Raw genomic sequence first — 26,609 nt, forward strand, 5'->3', positions numbered from 1 at the left:
AGATTGCAAAGGAGTGGAAACCATGACCGAGAAATTCACACGCTTTGACCCTGTCGACCATCTGCAGAGCGAGGAAGACGTGGCCATGTATCTTGACGCCTGTCTTGAGGAAGATCCCGGCGATGGCAGTGTTGTGCGCGCCGCGCTGAACGATATTGCCAGAGCGCAAGGTATGACCCAGCTTGCCCGCGAAACAGGAATCAGCCGCGAGGGCCTCTACAAGGCATTGTCGCCATCCGGAAATCCTGAGTTTGCGACCGTCCTCAAGATCATCAAGGCCTTGAAGATCAAGCTGCACGCAACTTCCAGCCAGGATAATCTGGCTTCTGCCTGATCGTGTCTCGCACCAGCAAAGAACCCGCTAAACAAAGACAGGGAGAAGCCCGGCCCACTGAACATTCCGCCCTAATCCGCCAACCCAGACGTTCTAGCCGTTCGCTCGCGTTCGACGCGGGCAATGTAGCGTTGGATCATGGCCAGCCGGCTGCTTGGCAGACCAATAAACTCGCAGCCGACTCGTAAATAGTGCTGCCGGTCATCGGCAGAATATTCGACGGTTTTTCGTACCCGCAGGTTGACCAGCAGAACCCCCTCGTCCGGGATTTCCAGTCGGCTGTCGTGGAACAGCGCATCGCGCGAGCAGTCTTCGCGGTTGATCATGGGCACGGTCAGGCTGATGCCGCCGCAACTGATATCGGATACGCCACAGTGCAGGGTTTGCAGGCTGCCATCCGTCTGTTCCAGATGAATCTGGCAAACGAGCGGCCGGGCGACCGGCGGTGTCAGGCGAAAATACTCACGGCGCTGCAGGCGGAGCAGTGCCCCAGGCATGGCGGCGGCCAGCACACGCCGGCCTTCGTGGCTTTGTTCGCGCAGCCCCGGTAAGCGGAATTGAATCTTGATCCGGTCCAGGTTGGCCGTCAGCGTCACCTGCTTCGCCATGACTGCCGCGCGATTGAGTGCTTCAGCTTGTGCCGTGTCAAAAAGGATGACACCCCGGTCATCATCGACGGCCACCAGGGCCGTGAGAAAGAACTGCTTGCCGCCATCGAGATGCGCACTCAACAGCTTGCCGCGATTGGCTAGCTGCTTGAGGTAATGGGAAATTTCCTGCGGGTCGCTCAATAAATACTGGGCGTATTCATTCCGATGATCAATTTCAAAATCCGGAACAGGCAAATCGTCGGCGGTCGAACTCATGCGTGGGCCATCGTTAGGGCAACCCCGGCATGATAAACCTTCACACCCGGCAAACGCCTCATCCGGTCAGCCACGGGTTGCTAATGGCCGATATATTGGCCACGCTTCGCCAGCCTAAAACGGTGCCCGGGTTGGCTCTCCGCCATGCTCGATGCGGTACAGCCAGGCCAGCAACTCGGCAATTGCCATATACAGTTGCGGCGGAATGTGTTCGTCGATGTCCACCTGGGTCAGCAAGGCCACCAGTTCCGGCGACTCATGCACATAAACGCCGTGCTCCTGGGCGCGGGCGATGATTTTTTCGGCAATCACCCCCTTGCCACGCGCCACGACTCGCGGGGCGGTGTCGGTTTGGCTGTAGGCAAGGGCAATCGCCTCGCGCAGCGGGTCATTCGGCGGCTTGGCCACGTGCTACCTGCAACTCGGTCAAATTCAGCCCGGCCGCCTCGAACTGTGTGCGCAAGGCTTTGCTTTCCTCGCGCAGGCGCGCCTCGCTGGCCTCTGATTGGGCGGTTAGGGCAATACCAACCTGGCCGCCCGGCCGCAGGTTCAGCGCCACATCAATGTCGCCGAGCAGGGGCAGCGACAATTTCAGGCGGGTCTGCCAGCGCTGTGCTGCGTCGCCCTCGCCCGAACGGCTGTCATCCAGATCCTTGCCGATTTCCCAGCGCATCTGCTGCCCCGGCCAGATCTGGCCCTGCCAGGCAAAATTCTGGCTGGCCAGGCCATCCAGTTGCTGCTGTACCAGCCCGGCCAAATCTCGGGGCACCGGGCTGTTGGTTGTCATGTCCTGTTGCGCAGCCAGCGCCTGGCCCAACTGGCCGGCGGTTTCCGGCGCGTTGCCTATCCTGGCGGCCAGCTGCTCGGCGCCGTAACGCCACCAGTCCAGCCCGCCGAGCTGGCGCACCAGCACCACCTTCGCCTTGGCCGCGACCTTCTCCACCCACAGGTCCACCGACATGGGGTGGCGCAGATCCTTCAGCCGCGCGAGGCGCAGGCTAGGCACCGCACCGCCGCGCGCCCGCCAGGCGGCGGCGAGGCCGATGAGATCGCTGTCGGTGAAGGAGAGCGCCACCATGTCGCCGGGCGGCTGGGCGAGGTCGACCGGCTCGGCCAACTCCTCCAGGCTCGTCGATGTGGTGGCGAGGATGTGCATGGGCTAGCCGAGGATGGCCTGTTCCACCGCCGCGCGGTCGAAGCCTTTGAGGCCGATGACCACCAGCGCCCCGCGCCGGGCCTCTTCCGCGCCCCACGCGCGATCGAAATGGTGCGACACGCGCGGGCCGACGCCCTGCACGAGCAGGCGCAGCGGCTTGCCTTCCACGGCGGCGAAGCCCTTCACGCGCAGCACGTCCGGCGTCTCCGCCGCCTTCACCACGCGCGCCGCCAGCGCGGCGGGATCGGCGATCTCGGGCAAGGCCAGGACGATGCTCTCGAACTCGTCGTGGTCGTGGTCTTCCTCGTCGTCGTGATGGGTGCGGCGAGTGTCGATGACATCCTCCGCGCCGACGCCGAGGCCGAGCAGCACCGCCAGATCCACCTTGCCGCCGGAGGACCGCACCAGCTTCACCGCGCGCGGCAGGGCACCGGCCACCGCCTTCTCGGCGGCAATGAATCCGGCCGCATCGAGCAGATCGGACTTGGAGAGGATGACGAGATCGGCACAGGCGATCTGGTCCTCGAACACCTCTTCGACGGGATCGTCATGGTCGAGGCTCTCGTCCCCGGCCCGCTGCGCGTCCAGCGCGGCGAGATCGGGGGCGACGCGGCCTTCCGCCAGCGCCGGGCCGTCCACCACGGCGATCACGCCGTCCACCGTCACCCGGCCCTTGATGGCCGGCCACTGGAAGGCCTGCACCAGGGGCTTGGGCAAGGCGAGGCCGGAGGTCTCGATGAGGATGTGGTCCACCTTCGGCGCGCGGGCGAGGATCTGGTCCAGCGCCGGCACGAAATCATCCGCCACGGTGCAGCACAGGCAGCCGTTGGCCAGCTCCACGATGGAGCCCTCGTCGCAGCTCTCGATGCCGCAGCCCTTCAGGATCTCGCCATCGATGCCCACGTCGCCGAACTCGTTGACGATGACCGCGAGGCGCTTGCCGCCGGCATTCTCCAGCACATGGCGGATCAGCGTCGTCTTTCCGGCACCGAGGAAGCCGGTGACGATGGTGCAGGGCACGCGGGCGAGGGAGGTCATCGGGTCTCCTTGAGGGTGAGCGGGGGAACGCGCGCGACCATGCCGCGCTTGAGAGCATCCGGCCGGCCGCGCCAGGGCATCAGGCCGTCTGGCGAGCCGGCGAGAAGCGCGGCGCCGGTGAGAAGATCGGCGGCGCTGTCGGGGGAGAGGTCGCCGAACACATAGGTCCAGCCGTCGCGGCGGACCATGGCGGCGGAGAGCGCGCGCTTGCAATTGGCGAGGCAGGAAACGCCTTCGACCGTGACGCCTTCCACCGCGACGCCTTCGGGGAGGGACGCGGCGCAGGCGGAGGCGAGGAGGCGCGCGCCGTCGCGCTCGGCCAACTGCTGAGTTTCCTGTGGGGCTTCGCTGCCGGGGGCGCGGCAGGTGGTGCAGATGAGGAGGGTGACGGCGGGAGCAAGATCGCGCGCGGCTTCCGGTGCAGCCTGGGGCGCGCAACCGGCTTCCGGGCTTTCGCCACCCGGCTCGGGTGCTGTGCTGTCGGGAATCGCGCCGCGCTCCACCGAAACGTCCACGGGTGCGAGCGCCCGCGCGCACGGGCTCGAAGGGACGCAATACCGGAGCACCCCGCCCGGCGCGGACCTCGTCGAAGGCAGGTCTCCTGGCTCGCGGTTCACCGCCCCCGCCGCCTTCCCGGATTGCTCCAGTGGCGTCTGGCAGGGGCTCACCGCCGACAGTTGCGGGGGCAGCCGCGGCATTGGAAGCTCTTCGCCTCCGCACCGCATTCCCTTTTACGCCCGTGTGGGACCACGGGACCTTCGACGCCGCCACTAAAGGCAGTGGCGGGCGGGATTGTCAAATGAGGGCGTGGAAATGCGTTCGGCGGCTCGGATTCAACCCGTCATGGCCGGGCTTGTCCCGGCCATCCACGTCGGGCCGATAGGGCCATCGCCTGAAAGATGTTCCCAGCCCCACCACGTGGATGCCCGGGACAAGCCCGGGCATGACGGTGAGGGGGCGAGACAGCGCGCAATACGCCCCCTGCCCTACCCCTCGATGCGGTCGAAATCGGCGATGCCGCGGGTGGCGGCGCGGATTTCGTCGAGGAGCTTCAGGCGGTTCTCGCGCAGCGCGGGATCGGGGGCGTTCACCGTCACGGCGTCGAAGAAGGCATCCACCGGCTGGCGCAGGTCCGACAGCGCGGTCATGGCGGCCTCGAAATCCTCGGCCGCGACGGCCTTGGAAACGCGGGCCTTCACGTCCTCGATGGCGGCGGCGAGGTGCTCCTCGGCCGGCTCCTTGAGCAAAGCGGCAGAGGTGGGGCCGGCGAAGGCGCGGCCGTCCTTCTTCTCCTCGATGCGCAGGATGTTCACCGCGCGGCGATAGCCGGCGAGGAGGTTCCTGCCATCCTCGGTGGCGAGGAACCCGGCAAGCGCCTCCACGCGGCGGACGACGAGTAGGAGGTCGTCCTGCCCTTCGAGGGCGAAGACGGCATCGACGAGGTCGTGACGGGCACCGCGGTCGCGGAGGTAGACTTTCAGGCGGTCGGCGAAGAAGGCGAGGAGGTCGGAGGCCTGCTGGCGAGCGGCAGGGGCATAAAGCTCGGCCTCCAACGCCTCACCCTCGCGACCTCCCGCCATTAGGCGGCCTAATATTTCCTTCGCTGCGAGAGAGGGCTCATCCTTGGCGTCAGTCGAAGCCGCCTCTGCGCTAAACTTGCCATGCAAGTAGGCACGCTGGACGGCAAGTGGCAGCAACCTCCAAGAAAAGGGCATGGCTTCCAGAAGCTTAACCCGCAGCCCATTCTCCAGCACAATCCTAATCACCCCCAACGCCGCCCGCCGCAGCGCGTAAGGGTCCTTGCTCCCGGTCGGCTTCTCATCAATCGCCCAGAAGCCCACCAGCGTGTCGATCTTGTCCGCCAGCGCCACGGCCACGGAGACCGGCGCGGTGGGCACGCGATCGTTGGGGCCCTGCGGCTTGTAGTGCTCCTCGCAGGCGGCGGCGACCTCAGCCGGCAGGTTCTCGCCCTGCGCGTAGTAGCGGCCCATGAGGCCCTGCAGCTCGGGGAACTCGCCCACCACTTCCGTCAGCAGGTCCGCCTTCGCCACCAGAGCGGCCTCCTCGGCCAGCGCCACCGGAGCGCCGACCTTGGGGGCCAGCTCCTTGGCGAGGCGGACGATGCGCTCGATGCGCTCGGCCTGCGAGCCCAGCTTCTCGTGGAAGGTGATGGACTGGAACTTGGGCATGCGGCTGGCGAGGCCGTTCAGCCGGTCCGTGTCCCAGAAGAATTTCGCGTCCGAGAGGCGGGCGCGGATGACGCGCTCGTTGCCGGCGACGATGGCCGCGCCGCCGTCCGAGGCGACGAGGTTGGAGATGAGGATGAAACGGTTGGCGAGGCGCCCGGTCTTCGGGTCCTTCAGCACGAAACACTTCTGGTTGGCGCGGATGGTGGCGCGGATCACCTCGTCCGGAATGTCGAGAAAGCGTTCCTCGAACGATCCCATGAGCACCACGGGCCATTCCACCAGCCCGCATACCTCGTCCAGCAGGCCCTCGTCCTCCACCAGCTCAAGGCCAGCGGCGAGCGCGAGGTCCTTGGCGTCGTTGAGGATGATTTCCTTGCGACGATCGCGGTCGGCCACCACCTTGGCGGCCTCCAGCTTCGCCATCCAGTCGTCCAGCCGCTTCACGGTAAAGGGCTCGGGCGCCATGAAGCGGTGGCCGCGGGTGACGTTGGAGGCCTCGATGCCGTCCACCGAGAAATGCACCACCTCCGGCTCATCCCCCTCCGCCCCGAAGGTGGCGACGATGGAATGGAGCGGGCGCACCCAGCGCAACGTGCCGGAACCCCAGCGCATGGATTTCGGCCAGGGGAACTTGCGGATGATATCCGGCACGATCTCGGCCACCACCTCGGTGGTGGCGCGGCCGGGCTTTTCCACCACGGCCACGTAGAAATCGCGCTTCTTGGGGTCGGACTGGATGGTCGCCTGATCGAGGGAGGCGAGGCCCGCGCTTTTAAGGAAGCCGGCCACCGCCTGCTCGGGCGCGCCCACGCGCGGCCCCTTCTTCTCCTCCCGCTGGTCGGCCTGCCGGCCGGGCAGGCCGTGGACCGCGAGGGCGAGGCGGCGCGGCGTCACGAAGGCTTTCGCACCCTCGTAAAGCAGGCCGCGCTCCACCAAAGCGTCGGTGACGAGCTTCTTCAGCGCGTCGGCCGCCTGGGCCTGCATGCGGGCGGGGATTTCTTCGGAGAAGAGTTCGAGCAGAAGATCGGGCATCGGTTCGGGCTCGTCCTCCCCATGCGGGGAGGCTGGCGCTTGCGCGCGGCGGGTGAATTTCGCGGCCTGTGCCAGGGCGCGATCCGGGCGGATTGAAACAATCCGCCCGGATCGCGCTCTAAACTCAGGGAAGAGAACGCGTGATCCAATCAGATTGCGATGCAATCTGATTGGCGCGTGCTCTAGTGCCTTTCGGCCGCCGCGTCGAGGGGGCGGGCTCAGTCGAGGGAGCGGCCGCGCATCTCCGTGAGCCCCAGCGCGGCGATAAAGGCCACCGCGCCGCCGGCGATCATGAAGAAGGCCGGGGCCATGGCATCGCCGGTGAGACTCACCAGCAAGACCGCCACCATGGGCGCCGTGCCGCCGCCGAGGCCGAGGCCGAGATTCCAGCTCAGCCCTACCGCCGTGCAGCGGGTGTGGCGGGGAAACATCTCCACCAGCGCCACCGCCATGGGGCCACCATAGATGGAGACGATCACCGCAAAACCCAGCTGCCCCAGCAGCGCCAGCCCGGCCGAGCCGGAACCCAGCAGCAGGAACAGCGGCCAGGTAAACACGGCAAGACACAGGAATCCGCCGACGATGAGCGGCTTGCGGCCGATGCGATCGGACAGCGCGGCGAAGCCGAAGCACCCCGCCATCACCACCGCCATGCTCACGGCGTTCAGCTCCAGCGCCACATGGGGGGTGAAATGGTCCTGCTGCTGCAGCCAGGTGGCGAGATAAACGAAGGAGAGGTAATACGCGATGCCCAGCACGACATTGATGAGCGTCGCCCTGAGGATGCCGCCGCCACTCTCGCGGAAGGCCTCCACCACCGGCAGGGTCGGCCGGTGCACCGGTTTCACGTCGCGCGCCACCGTCCGGCGCAGGATGAGGGCGAAGCCGCCGAGCAGGCAGCCGAGCAGGAAGGGAATGCGCCAGCCCCAGGCGGCAAGGTCGTCCGCCGACATGAGGCCGGAGACGAGCGCCCCCACCGCCGAGCCCAGCAGCATCCCGCCATTGCAGCCGACGATGACCAGCGACGTCACCGCCCCCCGCCAGCGCACCTGCGCATTCTCCGCCAGGAAGACGGCGGAGGTCATGTATTCCCCGCCCACCGACAGCCCCTGCGCGAGGCGCAGCACCAGCAGCAGCACGGCGGAGAGCACGCCCGCCGTCTCATAGGTGGGCAAAAGGCCGACGCAGAAGGTTGAGATGCTCATGAGCGCGGCGGAGGACATGAGCGCCGCGCGCCGGCCCAGCCGGTCGCCGATATGGCCGAACAGCACCGAGCCCAAAGGCCGCATGAGGAAGGAGGCCGCGAACACGCCGAACACCGAGAGCATGGCCGCTGTCGGGCTCGACTCGGGGAAGAAGTTGCGGGCGAAGATGCTGGCGAGGAAGCCGTAGACGGCGAAATCGTACCATTCCAGCACGTTGCCGAGCATGCCGGCGGCCATCAGCCGGCGCGAGAGGACGGGCGCGCCGTCGGGCGCCATCCCGCCGGAGACGTCTTCGGCCTCGTTGTGCGCAATGCTGCTCATCGATCCGGTTCCTGCTCCGCTCAAGCGTTAGGGCCAATGGGAAGGTGCGTCCAGCACCCGGCCCCGGCGTTCGGCGAGGGCCGCGACGCCCACCAGAGCGACGGCCGCCAGCCCCATCAGGTGGACCGCCGGCGCCATGGTGAGGCCGAGGCCGGTCACGAAATAGGTGGCGAGCATGGGCGCGAAGCCGCCGGAGACGCCGATGCCGAGATTCCACGCAAAGCCCATGGCGCTGCACCGCACCGGCGTCTCGAACAGTTCCACCAGCAGCGCCGGCAGCGGGCTCGTGACCGCCGCGGCCATCACCGAGAAGACGAGCTGCGCGGCCAGCACTTCCGCCGGGTTTCCGCCACGCAGCAGCAGGAACAGCGGCCAGGAGAGAAGGACGAAGCCGGAAAGCCCCGCCGCCACGATCCGGCGCCGGCCGATGCGGTCCGACAGCGCGGCGAACAGCAGGCAGCAGATCACCGACACGATCAGCGCGAGGGTGGTGAAGGCAAGGGCGGTCGCGGGGGCAAGGCCGGCCTCCTGCTCCATATAAGTCGGCAGGTAGACAAACAGGAGATAGGTGTCGGCGCCGACGAACACGGTCACCAGCATCGCGGCGACGATGGAGCCGCCCGCCTCCCGGAAGGCCCGCCTCAGCGGCAGGCCCCTGGCCTTGCTGCCCCCGCGATCGCCGGGCCGGGGCCGGCGCAGCACCAGCGCGGTGATGCCCAGCACCGCGCCGAGCAGGAACGGCACCCGCCAGCCGAAGGCCTGCATCGCCTCCGCCGACAGGAGCGCGCTCAGCAGCGCGCACACGCCGGAGCCGATGAGCGTGCCGGTCTGTCCGCCCGCCGTGGAGAAGGCCGCCGTGAGCCCGCGATGGCGGGGCACGGCATGCTCGGCGAGATAGATGGAGGAGGTGGTGTATTCCCCACCGATGGACAGGCCCTGCAACAGTCGCAGGATGAGGAGCAGCAAGGGGGCGAGGACGCCGACGGTCGCATAGGTGGGCAACAGGCCGATGCCCACCGTGGCGCAGCTCATGACCGAGACCGAGGCGATGAGCGCGATGCGGGGGCCGAACCGGTCGCCCACATGGCCGAACAGGATCGCCCCCAAAGGCCGCATCAGGAAGGCCGCGCCGAACAGGCCGAAGGCGGAGATGAGCCCCACCAGCGCATCCTCGGCCGGAAAGAAGGTGCGGGCGAAGATGGGCGCGAGGAAGCCGTAGGAGGCGAAGTCGTACCACTCCAAGAGATTGCCGATAGCGCCTGCCGCGAGCAGGCGCGGCGACGCGCCGCCCGGATGGGACGCGTCCGGCGGCCGGATGCCGGACAGGTCACGGGTGCCGACATCGGTGGCGGTCATGGCGGGTCCGGACGACGGGCGGGTGCGGCTCCGTTTCAGCTAACACCAGGCCCCAGGCCGGGGCAATCCCTTACCGTTGCTCCTCAGGCGGCGGCGCCGCCGCCCGCCGTCTTCAGCCATGCGGCGCCGCAGGCCTTGGCGAGTTCCCGCACCCTCAGAATGTAGCTCTGCCGCTCGGTGACGGAGATCACGCCGCGCGCGTCCAAGAGGTTGAAGACGTGGGAGGCCTTGATGCACTGGTCATAGGCCGGCAGGGCCATGTCGTGCTTTTCGCCCTTGTCGCCGAAGGCCAGATACTTGTGGCAGGCGGCCTCGGCCATGCGGAACTGCTCGAACAGCATGTCCGTGTCGGCGGCCTCGAAATTGTGCCGGGAATATTCCCGCTCGGCCTGAAGGAACACGTCGCCGTAGGTGGTCTTCTCGGCGCCCTCGCGGCCGTTGAAATTCAGGTCGTAGACGTTCTCCACGCCCTGCACATACATGGCGAGGCGCTCGAGGCCGTAGGTGAGCTCACCCGAGACCGGCGAACACTCGAAGCCCGCGACCTGCTGGAAGTAGGTGAACTGCGACACCTCCATGCCGTCGCACCAGCATTCCCAGCCGAGGCCCCAGGCGCCCAGCGTCGGGCTCTCCCAGTCGTCTTCCACGAAGCGCACGTCGTGCAGCTTCAGGTCCACGCCGATGGCCGCCAGCGATTGCAGGTACAGCTCCTGCAGGTTCTCCGGCGAGGGCTTCAGGATGACCTGGAACTGGTAATAATGCTGGAGCCGGTTGGGGTTCTCGCCATAGCGGCCGTCCTTGGGGCGGCGCGAGGGCTGCACATAGGCCGCCTTCCAGTGCTTCGGCCCCAGCGCGCGGAGCGTGGTCGCGGGGTGGAAGGTGCCGGCGCCCACTTCCATGTCGTAGGGCTGGAGCACCACGCAGCCCTGGTCCGCCCAGAATCGCTGAAGGGTCAGGAGCAGCGCCTGGAACGAGCGGTCGGGGCGCATGTGGGCGGGAAGGCTCTCGTCGATCATTTCGGAACAGCTCGCAGCAACGTGACCCCGGCGCGCCCTCCCCGGCAGCGCGGGACGGGGGGCCTCAGGCGCGCGGACACTAGGCAGTGGCTGGGGCGATTGCAACGTGGGCGGGGCAACTTCGCTTTGGCCGGCTGAAAATCGGCACTGAACCGAAATGCGGTCTCCGCGGTTGTCCTGCCGTGCAGTCAATTGGAGGGAGACCCCGCATGAACATCGCGAAGTATGCCATTCCCGTCGCCGCCGCCGCCCTCATCGCCATGACCGGCGCCGCGAGCGCCCAGTCCGGCACCGCGCCCGGCCAGAACCCCCAGCGCGGCCCCGCGCAGGAAGGCGGACGCACCCAGGCCACCCCCGGCCCCAGCGGCAGCGGCATGACCGCGCCCGGCCCCGGCGTGCCGTCCACTCCGCATTCCGGCATGTCCGCGGGCCAGGATACCCACAAGGGACCGGCGTAGGAGGCCGGCCGCACGCAGGCGACGCCCGGCGGCTCGTCCAGCGGCAATGCGCCGGCGATGGACACCACCGGCACGGTGACGCCGCGGTCCGGCACCACGCCGGGCCAGGACCAGCACAAGGGTCCGGCGCAGGAAGGCGGCCGCACCCAGGCGACCCCCGGCGGCACGCGCTGAGCGTACTGAGCAAAGAAAAAGCCCCGGAGCCATGCTCCGGGGCTTTGACTTGACGCGCGGCGGCTTCGATCAGCCGCGGCTGCGGGCGCGGACCATGAAGTCGTCGTAGGTGAACTCGACGATCTGCCACCACAGATAGGCGTTGTTGCGGAACGTCTTCATGTCCTCGTAGATCTTCTTGAAGTCCTCGTTCTTGCCGCCGATTTCCTCATAGAGCTGCTGCGAGGCCTTGTAGGCGGCATCCATCACGTCGCTGGGATAGCGGCGCAGCTGGGTGCCGGCCTTCACGAGGCTCTGCACCGACACCGGGTTCTTGGCGTCGTAGCTTGCGAGCATGCTCTCGTTGGCCTGCGCCATGGCGGCGGTGAGGATGGACTTGTAGTTCTTCGGCAGCTCGGCGAGCTTGTCCTGGTTGACGAAGAAGTTGAGGGCGGCGGAGCCCTCCCACCAGCCCGGGAAGTAGTAATACTGGGCGACCTTGTAGAGGCCGAGCTTCTCGTCGTCATACGGGCCGACCCACTCGGCCGCGTCGATGGTGCCCTTCTCCAGCGCGGGATAGATGTCGCCGCCGGCGAGCTGCTGCGGCACCACGCCGAGCTTGGCGAGCACCTGACCGCCGATGCCGGCGATGCGCATCTTGAGGCCCTTGAGGTCCTCGACGGTCTTGATTTCCTTGCGGAACCAGCCGCCCATCTGGCCGCCGGTGTTGCCACCGGGGAACATCACGACGCCGTACTTCTTGTAGAATTCGTTGAGCAGGTTCATGCCGTTGCCGAACAGGAACCACGCGTTGATCTGGCGGGCGTTGAGGCCGAACGGCACGGCGGTGCCGAGGCCGAAGGTCGGGTCCTTGCCCACGTAGTAATACGACGCCGAGTGGCACATCTCGACGGTCTTGTTGGTGGTGGCGTCGAGCGCCTGCAGGCCGGGGACGATTTCACCCGCCGCGAACACCTGGATCTGGAACTTGCCGTCGGTCGCGTCGGCCACCTGCTTCGCCATCAGCTCGGCGGCGCCGTAGATGGTGTCGAGGGACTTGGGGAAGGACGACGTGCAGCGCCACTTCACTTCCGGCGCCGTCTGGGCGATCGCCGGCATGGCCACGGCTGCGGAAGCGGCGACACCCGCGCTGGCGGCGGTGAGGAACTCACGGCGTTTCATGGAGAACTCCCTGGGGCTCTTTCACATCGCAGCGCCGCTTCTATGGGCGGGCCGTCGTACCGCTTTTAGAGCACGCGCCGTTCGGGCTCAACGCGGAGGAAGGTATGAATCGCCGCGCGCCGGGGAAAAAATGCCCCGGCGGCTCAAATTCGCGGCACCGGATCGGCCGGTGCCGCCGGTGCGTCACTCGATGACGATGCGCGGCGCCTGCCGGGTCTGGGCGGTGGCCTTGTCGAGGGCCGCCTTCACACCGGTCGCCACATGCCGGTAGGCCGCCGCCTGCGGGCTGTCGGGATCGGAGATCAGGATCGGCAGGCCGGCGTCCGACATCTCGCGGATGCGCATGTGCAGCGGGATTTCGCCGAGGAACGGCACGCCCAGCTTGTCCGCCTCCGCATGGGCGCCGCCGTGGCCGAAGATGTCGGACCGGCCGCCGCAATGCGGGCAGATGAAGTGGGACATGTTCTCCACAACGCCGAGGATCGGCACGTTCACCCGCTCGAACATGGCGACGCCGCGCCGGGCGTCGATGAGCGCCAGATCCTGCGGGGTGGAGACGATGACGGCGCCGGCAAGGTTCACCTGCTGCGCCATGGTGAGCTGGGCATCGCCCGTGCCGGGGGGCATGTCCACCACCAGCACGTCGAGCGGACCCCACTTCACGTCCTTCAGCATCTGCGAGATGGCGGACATCACCATCGGCCCGCGCCAGATCATCGGCGTGTCTTCCTCCACGAGGAAGCCGATGGACATCAGCTGCAGGCCGAAATTCTCCAGCGGCAGCATGGTCTTGCCGTCCGCCGTGGTCTCCGGCTTCTGGGCGACGCCGGTGAGGCGCGGCACCGAGGGGCCGTAGATGTCGGCATCGAGCAGGCCGACCTTCAGGCCGAGGTCCCGAAGCGCGATGGCGAGGTTGATGGAGGTGGTGGACTTGCCCACGCCGCCCTTGCCCGAAGCCACCGCGATGATGGAGGCGACGCCCGGCACGGCGATGCCGCGCGGCGCAGGGGCTCCTCCATGCGCACCGCCATGGGCATGGCCGTGGCCATGACTATGCGCGGCCGGGGCGGCAGGCGCCTGCTTGCGCTCGGCGGTAAGGGTGACGAGGGCCGAGGCGACGCCCGGCAGCGCCTTCACCGCGTTCTCAGCGGCGATGCGCACATCCTCCCACGCCCGTGCCTGGGCCGGATCGATGTTGATGGAGAGATAGACCTTGCCCGACGTGACCACGACGCCGGACAAGGCCGGCGAGACGGAAAGCGCCACGCCTTCGGGCGTGCGCACCTTCGCGAGCGTGGAACGGACGGTGTCCTCGGAAAGCTCGGCCGTGTGGCTCATCATGTCACTCAACTCCCCGGCCGGGCGGCGCGCATCTGGGGCAGGCGCGGAGGCCGGGCTGGAATGATTTGAAATCATCTTCTGATTCGCACGAGAGGCGGCGACTGCAAAGCCCGACATATGAGCGCTGATTAAACGCTAGGCAGAGCTGACGCCGATCTCCCATGCGCATTCTTTTAATCCGGCTGTTGCGGCAGGGCTATATTTCCATTATTCACGAAATATGGAATTGAATCAGGCCGTCCCCGTCTTCTCCGCCCTCGCGCATGAAGGGCGCCTGAGTGCGCTGCGCCTTCTGGTCGAAGCAGGGCCGGAAGGGCTTGCGGCCGGGGAGATGGCGCGGCGGCTCGGCATTCCCCCGAATACGCTGTCGGCCAGCCTCTCCGTGCTCGCCCACGCCGGGCTTGTGACATCGCGCCGCGATGGCCGCTCCATCATCTATGCCGCGCAGTACGAGACGGTGAGCGATCTCATCGCCTTTCTCACCGACAAGTGCTGCGGGGGCCAGCCCGAGCTGTGCGCTCCGGCGGGGCCGGACGCCGGTGCGTGCGCCCCGAAGACCGCGCAGGAACGGCCGCCGTCATGAACCAGATCAGCCCGCCCGCCGCCGCGCTCACGGAGGCCAGGCCCGTCGCGGCGCCTCCCGCCTTCGATCTGTCCCGGCGTCTCGCCGCCGAAACCCTGGGAACCGCGCTGCTGCTCGCCATCGTCATCGGCTCGGGCATCATGGGCGAGCGGCTGGCGGGTGGAAACACCGCGATCGCCCTGCTGGGCAACACGCTGGCCACCGGCGCAGGGCTGGTCGTGCTGATCGCCGCCTTCGGCCCGGTGTCCGGGGCACACTTCAATCCGGCGGTGACGCTGGTGTTCGCGCTGCGGCGGGAGATCGGCTGGCGCACGGCCTGCGCCTATGTGGCCGCCCAGCTTGCCGGGGCCGTCGCGGGCGTTCTCGCCGCCCACGCCATGTTCGCCGGGCCCATGGTGCAGATTTCCGGCAAGCTCCGGGACGGGCCGGCACAGGGCTTCTCGGAGGCGGTGGCGACCTTCGGCCTCCTGACGGCCATCCTCGCCACCGTGCGCGTGCGCCCGCAGATGGTGCCGTCCGTGGTCGGCCTCTACATCACCTCGGCCTACTGGTTCACGGCCTCCACCTCGTTCGCCAACCCGGCGGTGACGCTGGCGCGGAGCCTCAGCGATACCTTCGCCGGCATCGCGCCCCAGTCCGTTCCCCTGTTCCTGCTCGCCCAATCGGCGGGCGCCCTCGCCGCCGCAGTCCTGTGCGGCTGGCTTTTCCGCGAGAGATCCCGCCCATGAGCGATTTTCCCGTCACCATCTACCACAACCCGCGTTGCGGCACGTCGCGCAACACCCTGGCGATGATCCGCGCCTCCGGCGTGGAACCCACCGTGGTCGAGTATCTGAAGACCGGATGGACCAAGGCGCAGCTCACGGACCTCGCCGCCGCCACCGGCGCGCCCCTGCGCGATCTCCTGCGCGCCAAGGAGCCGCTCGTCGCCGAGCTGAAGCTGGCCGAGCCGGGCGTGACGGACGTGCAATTGCTCGACGCCATGGTCGAGCATCCCATCCTGGTGAACCGGCCCATCGTGGTGACGCCCAGGGGCACCCGCCTGTGCCGGCCTTCGGAGGTCGTGCTCGACCTGCTGGAGACGCCGCCGGAGAGCTTCACCAAGGAGGACGGCGAGGTGGTGACGACCGGTCGCTAGGGAGACGGCGGGGCGGGCCGCGACTGGTACGGGAAATGCTTCGCTCACGTCCCGCTGTCGCGAACCCGCCCAAGATCGTCACGCCGACCATGATCGTCACGCCCGCCCATGAGATTCCCCTCGGCATCCGCCGCAAGGCCATCGCGGTCCACGAGGCCGGACACGCTTTGGTGGCCATCCTGCTCAAGCGGGACGTGACCGAAGCGCTGCTGCGCCCGCCGGACGGGTTGAGCGGGGAAACGCGGTTCGCCCATGGGGAAAGCGCCCCGCTCGACCTCTCTCAGGAAGCCGACCGGCGCCGGGCGGCCGACGCCATCGTCGTGCTCATGGCCGGGCAGGTCGCGGAGGCGGAATACTGGCGGCGGCACGCCTCGCTCTATTCGCCGAAGGTGAATTCCCATCGCAGCGACGCGGCGGAAGTCCTCACGCTCAAATCCGGCCTCGCCCTCGGCCCGGAGCAGGATGCGCTGTTTACCGGCTACTGCATAGAGAAGGCGAAGAAGCTGGTGCTTGAGGATGCCGCCCAGGCGGCCATCCAGGAAATCGCCATGCGGCTGTCCGAAACCATGTCGATCCTGCGGACGGAGATGGACGAGATCATCACCCGCCACCGGGTGGTGCTGCGGCAACCGTCGAGAGCGCACCGCTACTGACCCGAGGCGGCAGAACCCCTTGATGCGTTGCACAAAACGCCCCGCCCCGATGGTGCGGCGCGTCCGAAAGCGAAAATGCCGTGGGCAAGCCCCGCGCGGCGGGCCTGATCGGGCCCCATCGGTTGCCTTTCCCCTTGAGCCCGGAGCGAGTTTCGCAGACCGTTCAGCGCGCCAGCGAGTCGACGCGCTGGCCTGCATCAGGGCAAGAGGTCTCCATGTCACTACACACCCATGACCCTTCGGACGTGATCGGACGCGCCTGGGCGGTCAAGGCCAGTGCCGTCCTCGGATGGCTGACGGAGATTCCGGCCGCGGTGCTGGTGGTGGCCGAAATCCTCGTGCTGCTCGCGGGCGTCATCTTCCGCTATGCCCTGCACAAGCCGCTCATCTGGTCGGATGAGCTCGCCTCCATGCTCTTCCTCTGGCTGTCCCTGTTCGGATCGGTGATCGCGCTCAATCGCGGCGAGCACATGCGCATGACGGCCATCGTCGGCATGATGAAGCCGCGCGCCCGCGCCTTCTTCGACATGATCGCCATCGCCGCCGCCGTCGCTTTCCTGCTGATGATCCTCCACCCGGCCATCGAGTATGCGCAGGAGGAAGCCTATGTGGTGATGCCGGCGCTGGAGATCCCCAACACCTGGCGCGCCGCCGCCATTCCGGTGGGCACGGCGCTGATGCTGATGGTGGGGCTGCTGAAGCTCGCCCAACACGCCACCGGGCGGGATGCGGTCATCGCCATTCTTGTGGTCGCCGCCATCGTCGGCGGCTTCTATGCGCTCGGCCCGGTGTTCCGGACGCTGGGCAACTACAACCTGTTGATCTTCTTCCTGTTCGGCGTGGGCGTGATGGTGCTGATGGCGGTGCCCATCGCCTTCTCCTTCGGCCTTGCCACCTTCGCCTACATCTCGCTCTCCACCCACACGCCGAGCATGGTGGTGATCGGCCGCTTCGACGAGGGCATGGGCCACCTGATCCTGCTCGCGGTGCCGCTGTTCGTGTTCCTCGGCCAGCTCATCGAGATGACCGGCATGGCGAAGGCGATGGTCGCCTTCCTCGCCAGCCTGCTCGGCCATGTGCGCGGCGGCCTGCATTATGTGCTGGTGGGCGCCATGTATCTCGTCTCCGGCATCTCCGGCTCGAAGGCGGCGGACATGGCAGCCGTCGCCCCGGTGCTGTTCCCGGAAATGACCAAGCGCGGTGCCAAGCCCGGCGACCTCGTGGCGCTGCTCTCGGCCACCGGCGCGCAGACCGAGACGATCCCGCCCTCCATCGTGCTGATCACCATCGGCTCGGTCACGGGCGTGTCCATCGCCGCCTTGTTCACCGGCGGCCTGCTGCCGGCGCTGGTGCTCGCCATCGCCTTGTGCTCGGTGGTGTGGTGGCGCTATCGCCACGAGGACCTGAGCGGCGTCACCAAGGCGAGCTGGGGCGAGGTGGGCCGCGCCTTCATCATCTCCGTGCCGGCCATCGCCTTGCCGTTCGTCATCCGCGCGGCGGTGATCGAGGGCGTCGCCACCGCCACCGAGGTGTCCACCATCGGCATCGTCTATTCGGTGGTGGCGGGCCTGCTCATCTATCGCCGGTTCGATTTCCGCCGCCTGTTCCCCATGCTGGTGGATACGGCGGCGCTCTCCGGCGCCATCCTGTTCATCATCGGCGCCGCCACCGGCATGGCCTGGGCGCTCACCCAGTCCGGCTTCTCCAACGCCTTGGCGGAGGCCATGCGCGCCCTGCCGGGCGGGTCGGCGAGCTTCCTCGCGGTGTCCATCGTCGCCTTCGTGGTGCTGGGCTCGGTGCTGGAAGGTATTCCCGCCATCGTGCTGTTCGGCCCCCTCCTCTTCCCCATCGCCAAGCAGGTGGGAGTGAACGAGGTGCACTATTCCATGGTGGTCATCCTCGCCATGGGCATGGGCCTGTTCGCACCGCCCTTCGGCGTCGGCTATTACGCCGCCTGCGCCATCAGCCGCATCAGCCCGGACGCAGGCATGAAGCCCATCGTGGGCTACATGATCGCGCTGCTCATCGGCCTGATCATCGTCGCCGCCGTGCCGTGGATCTCCACCGGCTTCCTGTGACCGGACGGGCCGAGCCACCGACGCCCCAAACGCAAACCGGCCGGACCGCAGGGCGATCCGGCCGGTTTTCATGAGAGGCTAGAGCACACGCCGATCAGCTTGCGTCGCAAGCTGATCGGACAACGCGTTCTCTCTTTTCAAGTTAGAGGGCGATTCACTGATCAAATTGATTCAACTTGATCGGATCGCGCTCTAGGAGGTCAGCCCTTCACCATCGGGCACTTGCCATCGGCCATGGGGCGGAAGGCGTCCTTGGCGGGGATGGTCTCGACGAGGTTGTAATAGTCCCACGGCCCCTTGGACTGGTCCGGCGTCTTCACCTGGAACAGGTACATGTTGTGGATGTGCCGGCCGTCGGCCCGCACCTCGCCCTTGCCGAACAGCGGATCGTCGGAGGGCATCTCCTTCATCTTCGCCACCACCTTCTGGCCCTCGGTGGTGTTGGCCGCAGCGGCGGCGCGCAGATAATGGAGCGCGCCGGAATAGACGCCCGCCTGGTTGGCGGTGGGCCGACGGCCGTTCATCTGCGCCGCGAAGCGGTCCGCGTAGGCGCGGGTGCCGTCATTCATGTTCCAGTAGAAGCCTTCCGTGAGGAACAGGCCCTTGGCCACCGGCAGGCCGAGGGAATGCACGTCGGTGACCTGCATCAGCAGCGCGGCGAGGCTCTGCTTCTGGGTGAGGCCGAACTCGGCCGCCGCCTTCACCGAGTTGATGGTGTCGCCCACCGCATTGGCGAGGGCCACCACCTGCGCGCCGCTGGCCTGCGCCTGCAGGATGAAGGAGGAGAAGTCCGACGCATTCGGCGGATGGCGGACGGAGCCGAGCACCTTGCCGTCGGGCGACGCCTTCACCACGGCCATGGCGTCGGCTTCCAGCGCGTGGCCGAAGGCATAGTCGGCGGTCACGAAAAACCAGGTGTCCTTCTTCGCCTTCAAGAGCGCGGCGGCCGTGCCGTGGGCGAGCGCCCAGGTGTCGTAGGTCCAGTGGACGGTGTTGGGCGAGCACTTCTCGCCGGTGAGCAGCGCCGTGCCGGGGCCGGAGGCGATGAAGGCGACGTTGGTGCCGCGCACCACCTCCTGCACCGCCAGCGCCACCGAGGAGAAGGGCACGTCGAGGATGGCATCCACGGTGCTGTCCGCCACCCACTTGCGGGCGGCGGCGGAGCCGACATCCGGCTTGTTCTGGTGATCGAGGGAGATCACCTCCACTTCGATGCCGGGATGCGCCTTCTTGAAATCCTCCGCGGCCAGGCGCGCCGACACGACGGAGCCGGTACCGGTGGAATCGGCGCCGTTTCCGTTCAGGTCAGTGAGCACGCCGAGGCGGATCTTGTTGCCGGGGATTTCCGCGCGGGCGGGCGTCGGCGCGGCGAAATGCGCCGCGGCGAGGAATGCGGCGCCCGCGACGAGCGCGAGCCGGGTTGTCCTGAGCATGGTTTTCTCCCTGTGTGTTCTTCTGGCTGTTCTTGAAACCCGCGCGGTCAGTTGCCGCGCACCTCTTCGAGCACCTTCTGCGCCACGTCCATGCGCACGCTGGCCCGCTCCACGAGCAGGCGGGCCACGCGGTCGATCTCCTCGCCCACGGCACCGGCCATCATGGCAATGTTCTGGGCATGAAGGGCCATGTGGCCCTTCTGGATGCCGGTGGTGGCGAGCGCCTTGAGCGCCGAGAAATTCTGCGCCAGCCCCACCGCCGCTATGATGCGCGCCAGCCGCTCGGCGGTGGAGACGCCGAGGATGGCGAGGCACGCGCGTGCCGTGGGATGCACCTTCGTCGCGCCGCCGATGAGACCCACCGCCAGCGGCAACTCGATGGAGGCGGAAAGGTTGCCGTCCTTGTCCACCTCATAGGTGGTGAGCGACGAATAGCGGCCCGAGCGGGCGGCGTAGGCATGGGCGCCTGCCTCCACCGCGCGGGTGTCGTTGCCGGTGGCGAGCACCACGGCGGAGATGCCGTTCATGATGCCCTTGTTGTGGGTGGCGGCGCGGTAGGGATCGGCGGCCGCGAACTCATAGGCGGAAACAATGCCGTCGCGCACCGCCTCGCCACCGATGTCGGCCGCCTTCCACACCGCCCGGGCGCGGGCAAGGCGGCGGTCGGCGAGATTGGAGAGGATGCGCAGATAGACCCGCCCGCCGCTCCACGCGGCGATGGACGGCGCCAACTTCTCGGCCATGGTGTTCACCGCATTGGCGCCCATGGCGTCGCGGGTATCGACGATGAGATGGGTGACGACCATGGTGCCCGACGGCGTGTCCAGCAGGCGCACCTCAAGATCGCGAAAGCCGCCGCCGAGCGACACCAGCACCGGGTCGCAGGCATCGCACGCGGCCTTGATTTCGTCCCGCTTCTCCAGGATGCGGATGCGGGCGCCGGCCGGGTCCGCCACGTCCACCGCCTGCACCTGCGCGATCATCAGATTGCCGGAGACCGACGTGAAGAAGCCCGTTTCGTAAACCTGCTTCGCCGCGTTGCAGACGGCGGCGACCACGGAGGATTCCTCCGTCGCCATGGGGACCAGCACATCCTCGCCATCGATCTTCATGTTGGTGGCGACGCCCACCGGAATGTTCATGGTGCCGATGACGTTCTCGATCAGCTTGTCGGCCAGCACCGGATCGAGATTGCCCATGTTGGCGAGGTGCGTGACCTGCGCCTCGTCCAGCCCGGCGAAACCGGCGACGAGATCGAGCCGGTCGCGCGGGCTCAGCTTGTGGAAGCCGGCAATGCGGGAGGAGCGGTTGGAGCCGGCGGCGCTGGTCATCTTGGGGCCTTCCTGTGGTCGCGCGACATCGCCGGGTGGCGGACGCGAGGCAGGCGCGAAGGCAAGCCCGCCGCACCCTTTTCGGGTGGCGCGGTTCCGGCGTTCCGTCCCTGTCTCTTGTCGGCCGCGCGTGGCGTGCCTGTTGGGGCGGACTTTCCGCTGCGGGGAGGGGTACGGCAAGGAACACTTTGCGTTGGAAACGATGCAGCCGTACCCTTCATTTCATGGGTACGATCGAGCAGCTTCTTGAGGACGACGAGAGCCTGACGCGGGTGGACGCGGTGGTCCGCCTGCTGTCACGTCGCATCGATGCCGGCCAGTTGCGGCCGGGAGAGAAGCTCCCCTCCATCCGTGCCGCCTTCGCGGCCTATGGCGTGTCGCGCAACACGCTGGTGGAGGCCTATGAGCGGCTCGCCGCCTCCGGCCGCATCGAGGCGCGGCCGGGCTCCGGCTTCTATGTGATGCGCACCCGCGCCGCCCCGGTGCGTCCGCCTGCCCCGCCCGCCGTCATCGAGGCGGTGGACAGCGTGTGGCTGCTGCGCGAGCAGCTGGAGCAGCATTACGACGTGCGCGTGGGCGACGGGCGCCCGCCCCCGTCCTGGATGGAGGGCTCGGAGGTGGGGCGCTATCTCAAGCCCATCAACCGCCCCGGCCGCCGCCCCTTTCCGGCGAGCTATGGCAGCCCCTTCGGCTTCCCCCTGTTGCGCGAGGCCATCGCCGCCCTCCTCGCCGAGCGGGCCATCGCCGCCGATCCCGCGCGGGTGCTGCTGACGCAGGGCGCCAACCACGCGCTGGACCTGATCGTGCGCATGCTGGTGGAGCCGGGCGACACGGTGCTGGTGGATTCGCCCGGCTATTATCCCCTCTTCGGCAAGCTGCGCCTCGCCAAGGCGCGCACCCTCGGCGTCCGTCGCACGGCCGAGGGGCCGGACGTGGCGGACCTCGCCGAGAAGGCGGCGCAGTCCGGCGCCAAGCTGTTCTTCACCCAGTCGCTGGCCCACAACCCCACCGGCTCGTCTCTGACGCCGGCGGTGGCCTATCGCCTGCTGCAGGTGGCCACCCGCTATGGCCTGCTGGTGGTGGAGAGCGACCCGTTCGCCGATATCCTGCCCGCCTCCCACCCGCGCCTCGCCTCGCTGGACCAATTGGAGCGGGTGATCCATGTGGGCACCTTCGCCAAGACCCTCTCGGCGAGCCTGCGCTGCGGCTATGTGGTGGCCTCCGCCGATCTCATCGAGCGGCTGGGGGCGCTCAAGATGGTGACGAGCGTGAACTCCTCCGGATACGTGGAGCGCATCGTCCACGATCTCATCACGTCCGGCCAGTATCGCCGCCACCTCAAGCGGCTGCGCGGCCGCGTCTCGGCGGCGACCGATCAGGCGCAGGCGACGCTGGGCCGCCTCGGCCTGCCCATCTTCGGCCCGCCGGGCGGCGGCTTCTATCTGTGGTGTGAACTGCCGGAGGGGCTGGACGACAGCTCCCTCTCCCGCCGCGCCGCCGAGCGCGGCATCCTGCTGGCACCGGGCGCGGTGTTTCATCCCGATAGCGAGCCCCGCAGGCCATCACTACGGATAAACGTCGCCTATGCGGACGACCCGCGCTTCGAGAAATTCATGGGCGAAATCCTCGCCGGGTCCTGATTTCAGTCGAAGCCGTAGAGCGCGGCTGGATTGCCGATGAAAATGCGGCGGCGGGTGTCCGCATCGGCGCGCTCGAGCCCGAGCAGGAGGGCGGGGTCGAGATCGTCGGGCATGGCCTCGAACAGTTCCGTGTGCGGCCAATCGCTGGCCCAGAGCAGCCGGTCGGTGCGACAGGCGAGGAGGGCCGCCACATAGGGCGCGAGCGCCGCATAGCCATCCGGCCCCCGATGGCACAGGCGGTAGGGCGCGGACAGCTTCACCCAGAGATTGCCTTCGCCGACCAGCTCCAGCACCTCGCCGAACGGGCCGCCCGCGAGCGGCAGGCCGGGCGCGAGGAAGCCCATATGGTCCAGCACCACCGGCACCGGGCAGGCGCGCACGATGGGCGCGAGGCTGAAGCCTTCGCCGATCACCGCCTGAAGCTGGATATGCCAGCCGAACGCCCCGATCCGCGCGGCGAGGCGCGCCAGATCCTCAAGCGAGAGCCCGCCGGGATTGCGCCGGTTGACGCGGATGCCGCGCACGCCCAGACCGTGGAGCCCCGCAAGCTCGGCATCGCTCACCTCCGGCGCCACCACGACCACGCCGCGCAGGTGTTCGGGGGCACGCCGCAGCGTATTCAACAGGGCCGAATTGTCCGTGCCGTAGACGCTCGGCTGCACCAGCACAGCGCGATCGATGCCCAGCGCCGCCATCACCGGCCGGTAGGCATCGAACGTCACCGGTTGCGGCGTGTAGTTGCGCCCGGCGACCAGCGGATAGTGCGCGGGCGGGCCAAACACGTGCATGTGCGTGTCGCACGTGCCGGGCGGCAGCACGCGCGCGGCCGGCGCCTCCGTGAAGGGGCGCGGCGGCAGGCAGAGCGGGGCGTCGGCACTCATGCGCTCCCCCTCAGCGCGGGACCATGAAGTCGAAATCGCAGCCCTCGTCGGCCTGCAGCACGGTCTGCTGGAACAGCCGGGCATAGCCGCGCTCCGGCAGCGGCCGTTCGGGCACGTCCGCGAGGATGGCGCGGCGGCGGGCGAGTTCGTCTTCCGCCACCAGAAGGTCGATGCGCCGGCCTTCCACGTCGAGGCGGATCATGTCGCCGCTCTCAACCAGCGCCAGCGGCCCGCCCACCGCCGATTCCGGCGTGATGTGCAGCACGATGGTGCCGAAGGCCGTACCGCTCATGCGGGCATCGGAGATGCGCACCATGTCCTTCACCCCCTGCCGTCCGAGCTTTTTCGGAATGGGCAGATAGCCCGCCTCGGGCATGCCCGGCGCGCCCTTGGGGCCGGTGTTGCGCAGCACCAGCACGTCGTCGGCGGTGACGTCGAGGTCGGGATCATCGATGCGCGCGGCCATGTCGGCCACAGAATCGAACACCACCGCCCGGCCGGTGTGCTGCAACAGCCGCTCGCTCGCCGCCGCCTGCTTCAGGATCGCGCCGCCGGGCGCGAGATTGCCGCGCAGCACCACCATGGAGCCCTGTGCCTTGATGGGGTTGGAGCGGGGCCGGATGACATCCTGTCCGGGCACCTCCTCGGCGGCCTCGACCATCTCGCGCAGGGTGCCGCCGTGGACCGTCGGCGCATCGAGATCGATGAGATCACCGAGCTGCTTCAAGAACTTGGGCACGCCGCCGGCATGGTGGAAATGCTCCATGTAGTGCGCGCCGGAGGGCTTGAGATCCACCAGCACCGGCACGTCGCGGCCGATGGCGTCCAGCGTCTCCAGCTCCAGCTTCACGCTGGCGCGGTTGGCGATGGCGGTGAGGTGGATGATGCCGTTGGTGGAGCCGCCGATGGCCTGCATCACCACCAGCGCATTGTGGAAGGCGGCGGGGGTGAGGAGTTCACTCGGCTTCGGCCCGCCCTCCACCGCGAGGCGCGCGGCGACCTTGCCGCTCTGTTCCGCCAGCCGCACCCGCTCGGCATGGGGCGCGGGGATGGATGCGCTCATGGGCAAAGAGAGGCCGAGCGTCTCGGTGATGCAGGCCATGGTCGAGGCCGTGCCCATGACCATGCAAGTGCCCACCGACGGCGCGAGACGCCCGTTCACCGTATCGATCTCCACTTCGTCGATCTCGCCGGCGCGGTGCGCGCTCCACAGCCGCCGGCAATCGGTGCAGGCGCCCAGCACCTCGCCGCGATGATGGCCCACCACCATGGGGCCGACCGGGACCACCACGGCGGGCAGGTCCACGCTCGCCGCGGCCATGATCTGCGCCGGCAGGGTCTTGTCGCAGCCGCCGATCACCACCACCGCATCCATGGGCTGGGCGCGGATCATCTCCTCCGTGTCCATGGCCATCAGATTGCGCAGGAACATGGAGGTGGGATGGGCGAAGCTCTCGTGGATGGAGATGGTGGGAAACACCATGGGCATGGCCCCGGCCAGCATCACCCCGCGCTTCACCGCCTCGATAAGCTGGGGCGCGTTGCCGTGGCAGGGGTTGTAATCGCTGTAGGTGTTGGTGATACCGACGATGGGCCGGTCCAGCGCGTCGTCAGAATAGCCCATGGCCTTGATGAAGGCCTTGCGCAGGAACAGCGCGAACCCGTCGTCGCCGTAGCTCGTCAATCCTTTTCGCAGTCCCCGCGCCATCCTCGCCTTCCCCGTGCCGATCATCGCCGACCTGAAGGCGGAGAATTTCCCCGCCCGATCTGATTGTCAATAATATATGCCCACAAACGCGACATAAGACGAAAAATGCGCCGTCATTCGGAATCATTATTGACAATAATCCGACCTCCGCCCAGTCTCCCCGCAAACCCCGGGCATAACGGGACTAAGCGGGAGGAACGCGGATGACGAGCATTCGAGGCGTTGTAAAAGCTTCGGGGTGGGGATTGGGCCGAGGCCTGTGCGCGGCGGTTGCCGTTGCCGCGGCGATGGGCGGGGGCCACGCCTTCGCGCAGACCGAAATCACCATGTGGAGCAACTGGCCCGACGAGCCCGCCAAGAAGGAATGGGTGACGGCCCGGGTGAAGGACTTCGAGGCCGCCAACAAGCAGTGCACGGTGAAGCTCAGCTTCATCCCGAAGGCCGACATCTATACCCAGGCGAAGTCCGCCGTGCGCACGGGGCAGGCGCCCGACATCTTCTACATGGAGCCCGACCAGCCGGAATTCCTCGCCGGCGGCTTCCTCGAGCCTCTCGACGGCTACATCGACCTCAACGGTCTCGAAGACTGGGCCAAGCCCGCCTGGACCTCCAAGGGCAAGGTCTATGGCGTGCCGGTGGAGGCCTATACGGTCGAGCTCTACTACAACAAGGATCTGGTGAAGAAGGTGGGCGTGGACGTGCCGGCCTCCTTCCAGCTCACCCAGACGCAGTTCACCGATCTGGTGAAGAAGGGCGTCGCCGCCGGCATCACGCCGGTGTCGCAGGGCGTGGGCGACCGGCCCTTCCCCGGCGGCCAGCTGCTGTTTGAATCGCTGCTGCGCAAGCTCGGCCCGGACGACTACAAGAAGCTTCTGAACGGCGAACTGTCGTTCAAGGATCCGCGCGTGCAGGAGGTGATGACCTGGGTGAAGGATCTGGTGGATGCCGGCGCCTATCCCAAGAGCTTCTCCACCCTGAAGCTCGGCGAATCCCACTTCTACTTCTACAATTCTCCGGGCTCCCTCACCTTCCCCGATCCCAGCTGGTTCACCGGCCGCGCCTTCGCCGCGCCGGAGAAAGGCGGCATGCCGGCGAACTTCCCGCTCGGCATCATGAAGTTCCCCGCCATGGACAAGGGCGCCTGCCCGAACTGCAAGACGCTGGCGGTGGCGGGCAGCTTCGTCATGTATTCCAAGGGCAAGAACAAGGATTGCGCCGGCGCGCTGCTGAAATCCATGGCCAATGCCGAGAACGGCACCAAATGGATCAGCGAAGTGTCGCTGCAGAGCGGGCTCAAGTCCGATCCGGCGAAGATCGTCAGCCCGCACAAGGCCTATTTCGACGAGCTGAACGCCCGCAACAAGGACGTGACCTATTTCTTCGGTACGCCCCTGCTCTACTACCGGGCCAAGTGCGCCGAGACCTATATCCAGGTCATGAACAACGCCTTCCCCGCCGGCCTCATCAGCGTTGCGGATGCGGCGGAGAAGATGGACGCCGCCTGCCTGAAGAAGTGA

24 protein-coding genes, 1 pseudogene and 1 riboswitch are annotated in these 26,609 nt (G+C 67.7%); of the genes and pseudogenes, 9 read left to right on the forward strand and 16 right to left on the reverse strand.

Features of this window, described 5'->3' with window-relative positions:
- Window positions 1-334, forward strand: a 334-nt coding sequence (locus tag ACE3QW_RS19290; RefSeq protein WP_374253324.1) for an addiction module antidote protein, incomplete at its 5' end; no start/stop codon positions are given.
- A 71-nt stretch (window positions 335-405) separates the two neighbouring features.
- Here the strand turns inward: ACE3QW_RS19290 and ACE3QW_RS19295 are convergent.
- From ACE3QW_RS19295 to ACE3QW_RS19340, 10 genes and pseudogenes are all read right to left on the reverse strand, one after another.
- Entirely contained in the window at window positions 406-1,200 is a 795-nt protein-coding gene (locus ACE3QW_RS19295; protein WP_374253326.1) for a flagellar brake protein, read from the reverse strand.
- Between the two features lie 114 nt (window positions 1,201-1,314).
- Window positions 1,315-1,608, reverse strand: coding sequence for an EscU/YscU/HrcU family type III secretion system export apparatus switch protein (locus ACE3QW_RS19300; protein WP_374253328.1), 294 nt, complete (start codon window positions 1,606-1,608; stop codon window positions 1,315-1,317).
- Window positions 1,589-1,987 (reverse strand): flagellar hook-length control protein FliK, encoded by a 399-nt coding sequence (locus ACE3QW_RS19305; protein ID WP_374253461.1) that lies wholly within the window; start codon window positions 1,985-1,987, stop codon window positions 1,589-1,591. The genes ACE3QW_RS19300 and ACE3QW_RS19305 overlap by 20 nt, the downstream gene beginning before the upstream one ends.
- Before the next feature lie 63 nt (window positions 1,988-2,050).
- A pseudogene (locus ACE3QW_RS19310) lies at window positions 2,051-2,356 on the reverse strand (hypothetical protein); the annotation flags it as partial.
- Between the two features lie 3 nt (window positions 2,357-2,359).
- Window positions 2,360-3,394, reverse strand: a complete 1,035-nt coding sequence (cobW, locus tag ACE3QW_RS19315; protein ID WP_374253330.1) for a cobalamin biosynthesis protein CobW — start codon at window positions 3,392-3,394, stop codon at window positions 2,360-2,362.
- Window positions 3,391-3,909: a DUF1636 family protein gene (locus ACE3QW_RS19320; RefSeq protein WP_374253332.1), complete on the reverse strand. Its 519-nt coding sequence runs from the start codon at window positions 3,907-3,909 to the stop codon at window positions 3,391-3,393. Before ACE3QW_RS19320 ends, cobW begins: the two co-directional genes overlap by 4 nt.
- Before the next feature lie 58 nt (window positions 3,910-3,967).
- A riboswitch (cobalamin riboswitch) is annotated at window positions 3,968-4,169 on the reverse strand.
- Between the two features lie 211 nt (window positions 4,170-4,380).
- Window positions 4,381-6,615: a glycine--tRNA ligase subunit beta gene (glyS, locus tag ACE3QW_RS19325; protein ID WP_374253334.1), complete on the reverse strand. Its 2,235-nt coding sequence runs from the start codon at window positions 6,613-6,615 to the stop codon at window positions 4,381-4,383.
- Window positions 6,616-6,833: 218 nt separating this feature from the next.
- Entirely contained in the window at window positions 6,834-8,141 is a 1,308-nt protein-coding gene (locus ACE3QW_RS19330) for an MFS transporter (protein WP_374253336.1), read from the reverse strand.
- Between the two features lie 27 nt (window positions 8,142-8,168).
- Window positions 8,169-9,497: an MFS transporter gene (locus ACE3QW_RS19335; RefSeq protein WP_374253338.1), complete on the reverse strand. Its 1,329-nt coding sequence runs from the start codon at window positions 9,495-9,497 to the stop codon at window positions 8,169-8,171.
- 83 nt (window positions 9,498-9,580) lie between these two features.
- Window positions 9,581-10,510, reverse strand: a complete 930-nt coding sequence (locus ACE3QW_RS19340; RefSeq protein ID WP_374253463.1) for a glycine--tRNA ligase subunit alpha — start codon at window positions 10,508-10,510, stop codon at window positions 9,581-9,583.
- A gap of 212 nt (window positions 10,511-10,722) precedes the next feature.
- Between ACE3QW_RS19340 and ACE3QW_RS19345 the strand changes: the two genes are divergently transcribed.
- On the forward strand, window positions 10,723-10,971 hold the full coding sequence (locus tag ACE3QW_RS19345; RefSeq protein WP_374253340.1) for a hypothetical protein: 249 nt from the start codon (window positions 10,723-10,725) through the stop codon (window positions 10,969-10,971).
- A gap of 243 nt (window positions 10,972-11,214) precedes the next feature.
- On the opposite strand, the gene ACE3QW_RS19350 is transcribed toward ACE3QW_RS19345, so the two are convergent.
- Both ACE3QW_RS19350 and ACE3QW_RS19355 read right to left on the reverse strand, forming a co-directional pair.
- A complete protein-coding gene (locus ACE3QW_RS19350) occupies window positions 11,215-12,306 on the reverse strand; it encodes a TRAP transporter substrate-binding protein (protein ID WP_029557616.1) in 1,092 nt (363 codons plus the stop codon).
- A gap of 183 nt (window positions 12,307-12,489) precedes the next feature.
- Window positions 12,490-13,647, reverse strand: a complete 1,158-nt coding sequence (locus ACE3QW_RS19355; RefSeq protein ID WP_250166767.1) for an Mrp/NBP35 family ATP-binding protein — start codon at window positions 13,645-13,647, stop codon at window positions 12,490-12,492.
- A 220-nt stretch (window positions 13,648-13,867) separates the two neighbouring features.
- Between ACE3QW_RS19355 and ACE3QW_RS19360 the strand changes: the two genes are divergently transcribed.
- The 5 genes from ACE3QW_RS19360 to ACE3QW_RS19380 all read left to right on the forward strand — a co-directional run bounded on the left by ACE3QW_RS19360 (window position 13,868) and on the right by ACE3QW_RS19380 (window position 18,099).
- Window positions 13,868-14,230 (forward strand): ArsR/SmtB family transcription factor, encoded by a 363-nt coding sequence (locus ACE3QW_RS19360; protein WP_374253341.1) that lies wholly within the window; start codon window positions 13,868-13,870, stop codon window positions 14,228-14,230.
- Window positions 14,227-14,958 (forward strand): aquaporin, encoded by a 732-nt coding sequence (locus ACE3QW_RS19365; RefSeq protein ID WP_374253343.1) that lies wholly within the window; start codon window positions 14,227-14,229, stop codon window positions 14,956-14,958. The genes ACE3QW_RS19360 and ACE3QW_RS19365 overlap by 4 nt, the downstream gene beginning before the upstream one ends.
- Complete coding sequence (gene arsC, locus ACE3QW_RS19370; protein WP_374253345.1) at window positions 14,955-15,368, forward strand: arsenate reductase (glutaredoxin); 414 nt, start codon at window positions 14,955-14,957, stop codon at window positions 15,366-15,368. Before ACE3QW_RS19365 ends, arsC begins: the two co-directional genes overlap by 4 nt.
- A gap of 35 nt (window positions 15,369-15,403) precedes the next feature.
- Entirely contained in the window at window positions 15,404-16,021 is a 618-nt protein-coding gene (locus tag ACE3QW_RS19375; RefSeq protein WP_374253347.1) for a hypothetical protein, read from the forward strand.
- A gap of 215 nt (window positions 16,022-16,236) precedes the next feature.
- Window positions 16,237-18,099 (forward strand): TRAP transporter large permease subunit, encoded by a 1,863-nt coding sequence (locus tag ACE3QW_RS19380; protein ID WP_374253349.1) that lies wholly within the window; start codon window positions 16,237-16,239, stop codon window positions 18,097-18,099.
- A 200-nt stretch (window positions 18,100-18,299) separates the two neighbouring features.
- Here ACE3QW_RS19380 and ACE3QW_RS19385 read toward each other — a convergent pair whose 3' ends face one another.
- Both ACE3QW_RS19385 and ACE3QW_RS19390 read right to left on the reverse strand, forming a co-directional pair.
- Window positions 18,300-19,532 (reverse strand): ABC transporter substrate-binding protein, encoded by a 1,233-nt coding sequence (locus ACE3QW_RS19385; protein WP_374253351.1) that lies wholly within the window; start codon window positions 19,530-19,532, stop codon window positions 18,300-18,302.
- Between the two features lie 47 nt (window positions 19,533-19,579).
- A complete protein-coding gene (locus ACE3QW_RS19390) occupies window positions 19,580-20,863 on the reverse strand; it encodes a hydroxymethylglutaryl-CoA reductase, degradative (protein WP_374253353.1) in 1,284 nt (427 codons plus the stop codon).
- Window positions 20,864-21,087: 224 nt separating this feature from the next.
- Between ACE3QW_RS19390 and ACE3QW_RS19395 the strand changes: the two genes are divergently transcribed.
- Window positions 21,088-22,503 (forward strand): PLP-dependent aminotransferase family protein, encoded by a 1,416-nt coding sequence (locus ACE3QW_RS19395; RefSeq protein WP_374253355.1) that lies wholly within the window; start codon window positions 21,088-21,090, stop codon window positions 22,501-22,503.
- A gap of 2 nt (window positions 22,504-22,505) precedes the next feature.
- On the opposite strand, the gene ACE3QW_RS19400 is transcribed toward ACE3QW_RS19395, so the two are convergent.
- On the reverse strand, window positions 22,506-23,384 hold the full coding sequence (locus ACE3QW_RS19400; RefSeq protein WP_374253357.1) for an amidohydrolase: 879 nt from the start codon (window positions 23,382-23,384) through the stop codon (window positions 22,506-22,508).
- A 10-nt stretch (window positions 23,385-23,394) separates the two neighbouring features.
- Window positions 23,395-25,092: an IlvD/Edd family dehydratase gene (locus ACE3QW_RS19405; protein WP_374253359.1), complete on the reverse strand. Its 1,698-nt coding sequence runs from the start codon at window positions 25,090-25,092 to the stop codon at window positions 23,395-23,397.
- Between the two features lie 326 nt (window positions 25,093-25,418).
- Here ACE3QW_RS19405 and ACE3QW_RS19410 point away from each other — a divergent pair, with 326 nt between their 5' ends.
- Complete coding sequence (locus ACE3QW_RS19410; protein ID WP_374253361.1) at window positions 25,419-26,609, forward strand: ABC transporter substrate-binding protein; 1,191 nt, start codon at window positions 25,419-25,421, stop codon at window positions 26,607-26,609.

The organism is Xanthobacter sp., from assembly GCF_041911315.1.
In the GTDB taxonomy this organism is placed as follows: Bacteria; Pseudomonadota; Alphaproteobacteria; order Rhizobiales; family Xanthobacteraceae; genus Xanthobacter; species Xanthobacter aminoxidans.

Bases quoted from the DNA above. Each gene is read 5' to 3' on its own strand.
- ACE3QW_RS19295 (WP_374253326.1), bottom strand. From the start codon at position 1,200: ATGAGTTCGACCGCCGACGATTTGCCTGTTCCGGATTTTGAAATTGAT.
- ACE3QW_RS19305 (WP_374253461.1), bottom strand. From the start codon at position 1,987: ATGACAACCAACAGCCCGGTGCCCCGAGATTTGGCCGGGCTGGTACAG.
- cobW (WP_374253330.1), bottom strand. From the start codon at position 3,394: ATGACCTCCCTCGCCCGCGTGCCCTGCACCATCGTCACCGGCTTCCTC.
- glyS (WP_374253334.1), bottom strand. From the start codon at position 6,615: ATGCCCGATCTTCTGCTCGAACTCTTCTCCGAAGAAATCCCCGCCCGC.
- ACE3QW_RS19330 (WP_374253336.1), bottom strand. From the start codon at position 8,141: ATGAGCAGCATTGCGCACAACGAGGCCGAAGACGTCTCCGGCGGGATG.
- ACE3QW_RS19335 (WP_374253338.1), bottom strand. From the start codon at position 9,497: ATGACCGCCACCGATGTCGGCACCCGTGACCTGTCCGGCATCCGGCCG.
- ACE3QW_RS19345 (WP_374253340.1), top strand. From the start codon at position 10,723: ATGAACATCGCGAAGTATGCCATTCCCGTCGCCGCCGCCGCCCTCATC.
- ACE3QW_RS19350 (WP_029557616.1), bottom strand. From the start codon at position 12,306: ATGAAACGCCGTGAGTTCCTCACCGCCGCCAGCGCGGGTGTCGCCGCT.
- ACE3QW_RS19355 (WP_250166767.1), bottom strand. From the start codon at position 13,647: ATGATGAGCCACACGGCCGAGCTTTCCGAGGACACCGTCCGTTCCACG.
- ACE3QW_RS19360 (WP_374253341.1), top strand. From the start codon at position 13,868: ATGGAATTGAATCAGGCCGTCCCCGTCTTCTCCGCCCTCGCGCATGAA.
- ACE3QW_RS19365 (WP_374253343.1), top strand. From the start codon at position 14,227: ATGAACCAGATCAGCCCGCCCGCCGCCGCGCTCACGGAGGCCAGGCCC.
- arsC (WP_374253345.1), top strand. From the start codon at position 14,955: ATGAGCGATTTTCCCGTCACCATCTACCACAACCCGCGTTGCGGCACG.
- ACE3QW_RS19375 (WP_374253347.1), top strand. From the start codon at position 15,404: ATGCTTCGCTCACGTCCCGCTGTCGCGAACCCGCCCAAGATCGTCACG.
- ACE3QW_RS19380 (WP_374253349.1), top strand. From the start codon at position 16,237: ATGTCACTACACACCCATGACCCTTCGGACGTGATCGGACGCGCCTGG.
- ACE3QW_RS19385 (WP_374253351.1), bottom strand. From the start codon at position 19,532: ATGCTCAGGACAACCCGGCTCGCGCTCGTCGCGGGCGCCGCATTCCTC.
- ACE3QW_RS19390 (WP_374253353.1), bottom strand. From the start codon at position 20,863: ATGACCAGCGCCGCCGGCTCCAACCGCTCCTCCCGCATTGCCGGCTTC.
- ACE3QW_RS19395 (WP_374253355.1), top strand. From the start codon at position 21,088: ATGGGTACGATCGAGCAGCTTCTTGAGGACGACGAGAGCCTGACGCGG.
- ACE3QW_RS19400 (WP_374253357.1), bottom strand. From the start codon at position 23,384: ATGAGTGCCGACGCCCCGCTCTGCCTGCCGCCGCGCCCCTTCACGGAG.
- ACE3QW_RS19405 (WP_374253359.1), bottom strand. From the start codon at position 25,092: ATGGCGCGGGGACTGCGAAAAGGATTGACGAGCTACGGCGACGACGGG.
- ACE3QW_RS19410 (WP_374253361.1), top strand. From the start codon at position 25,419: ATGTGGAGCAACTGGCCCGACGAGCCCGCCAAGAAGGAATGGGTGACG.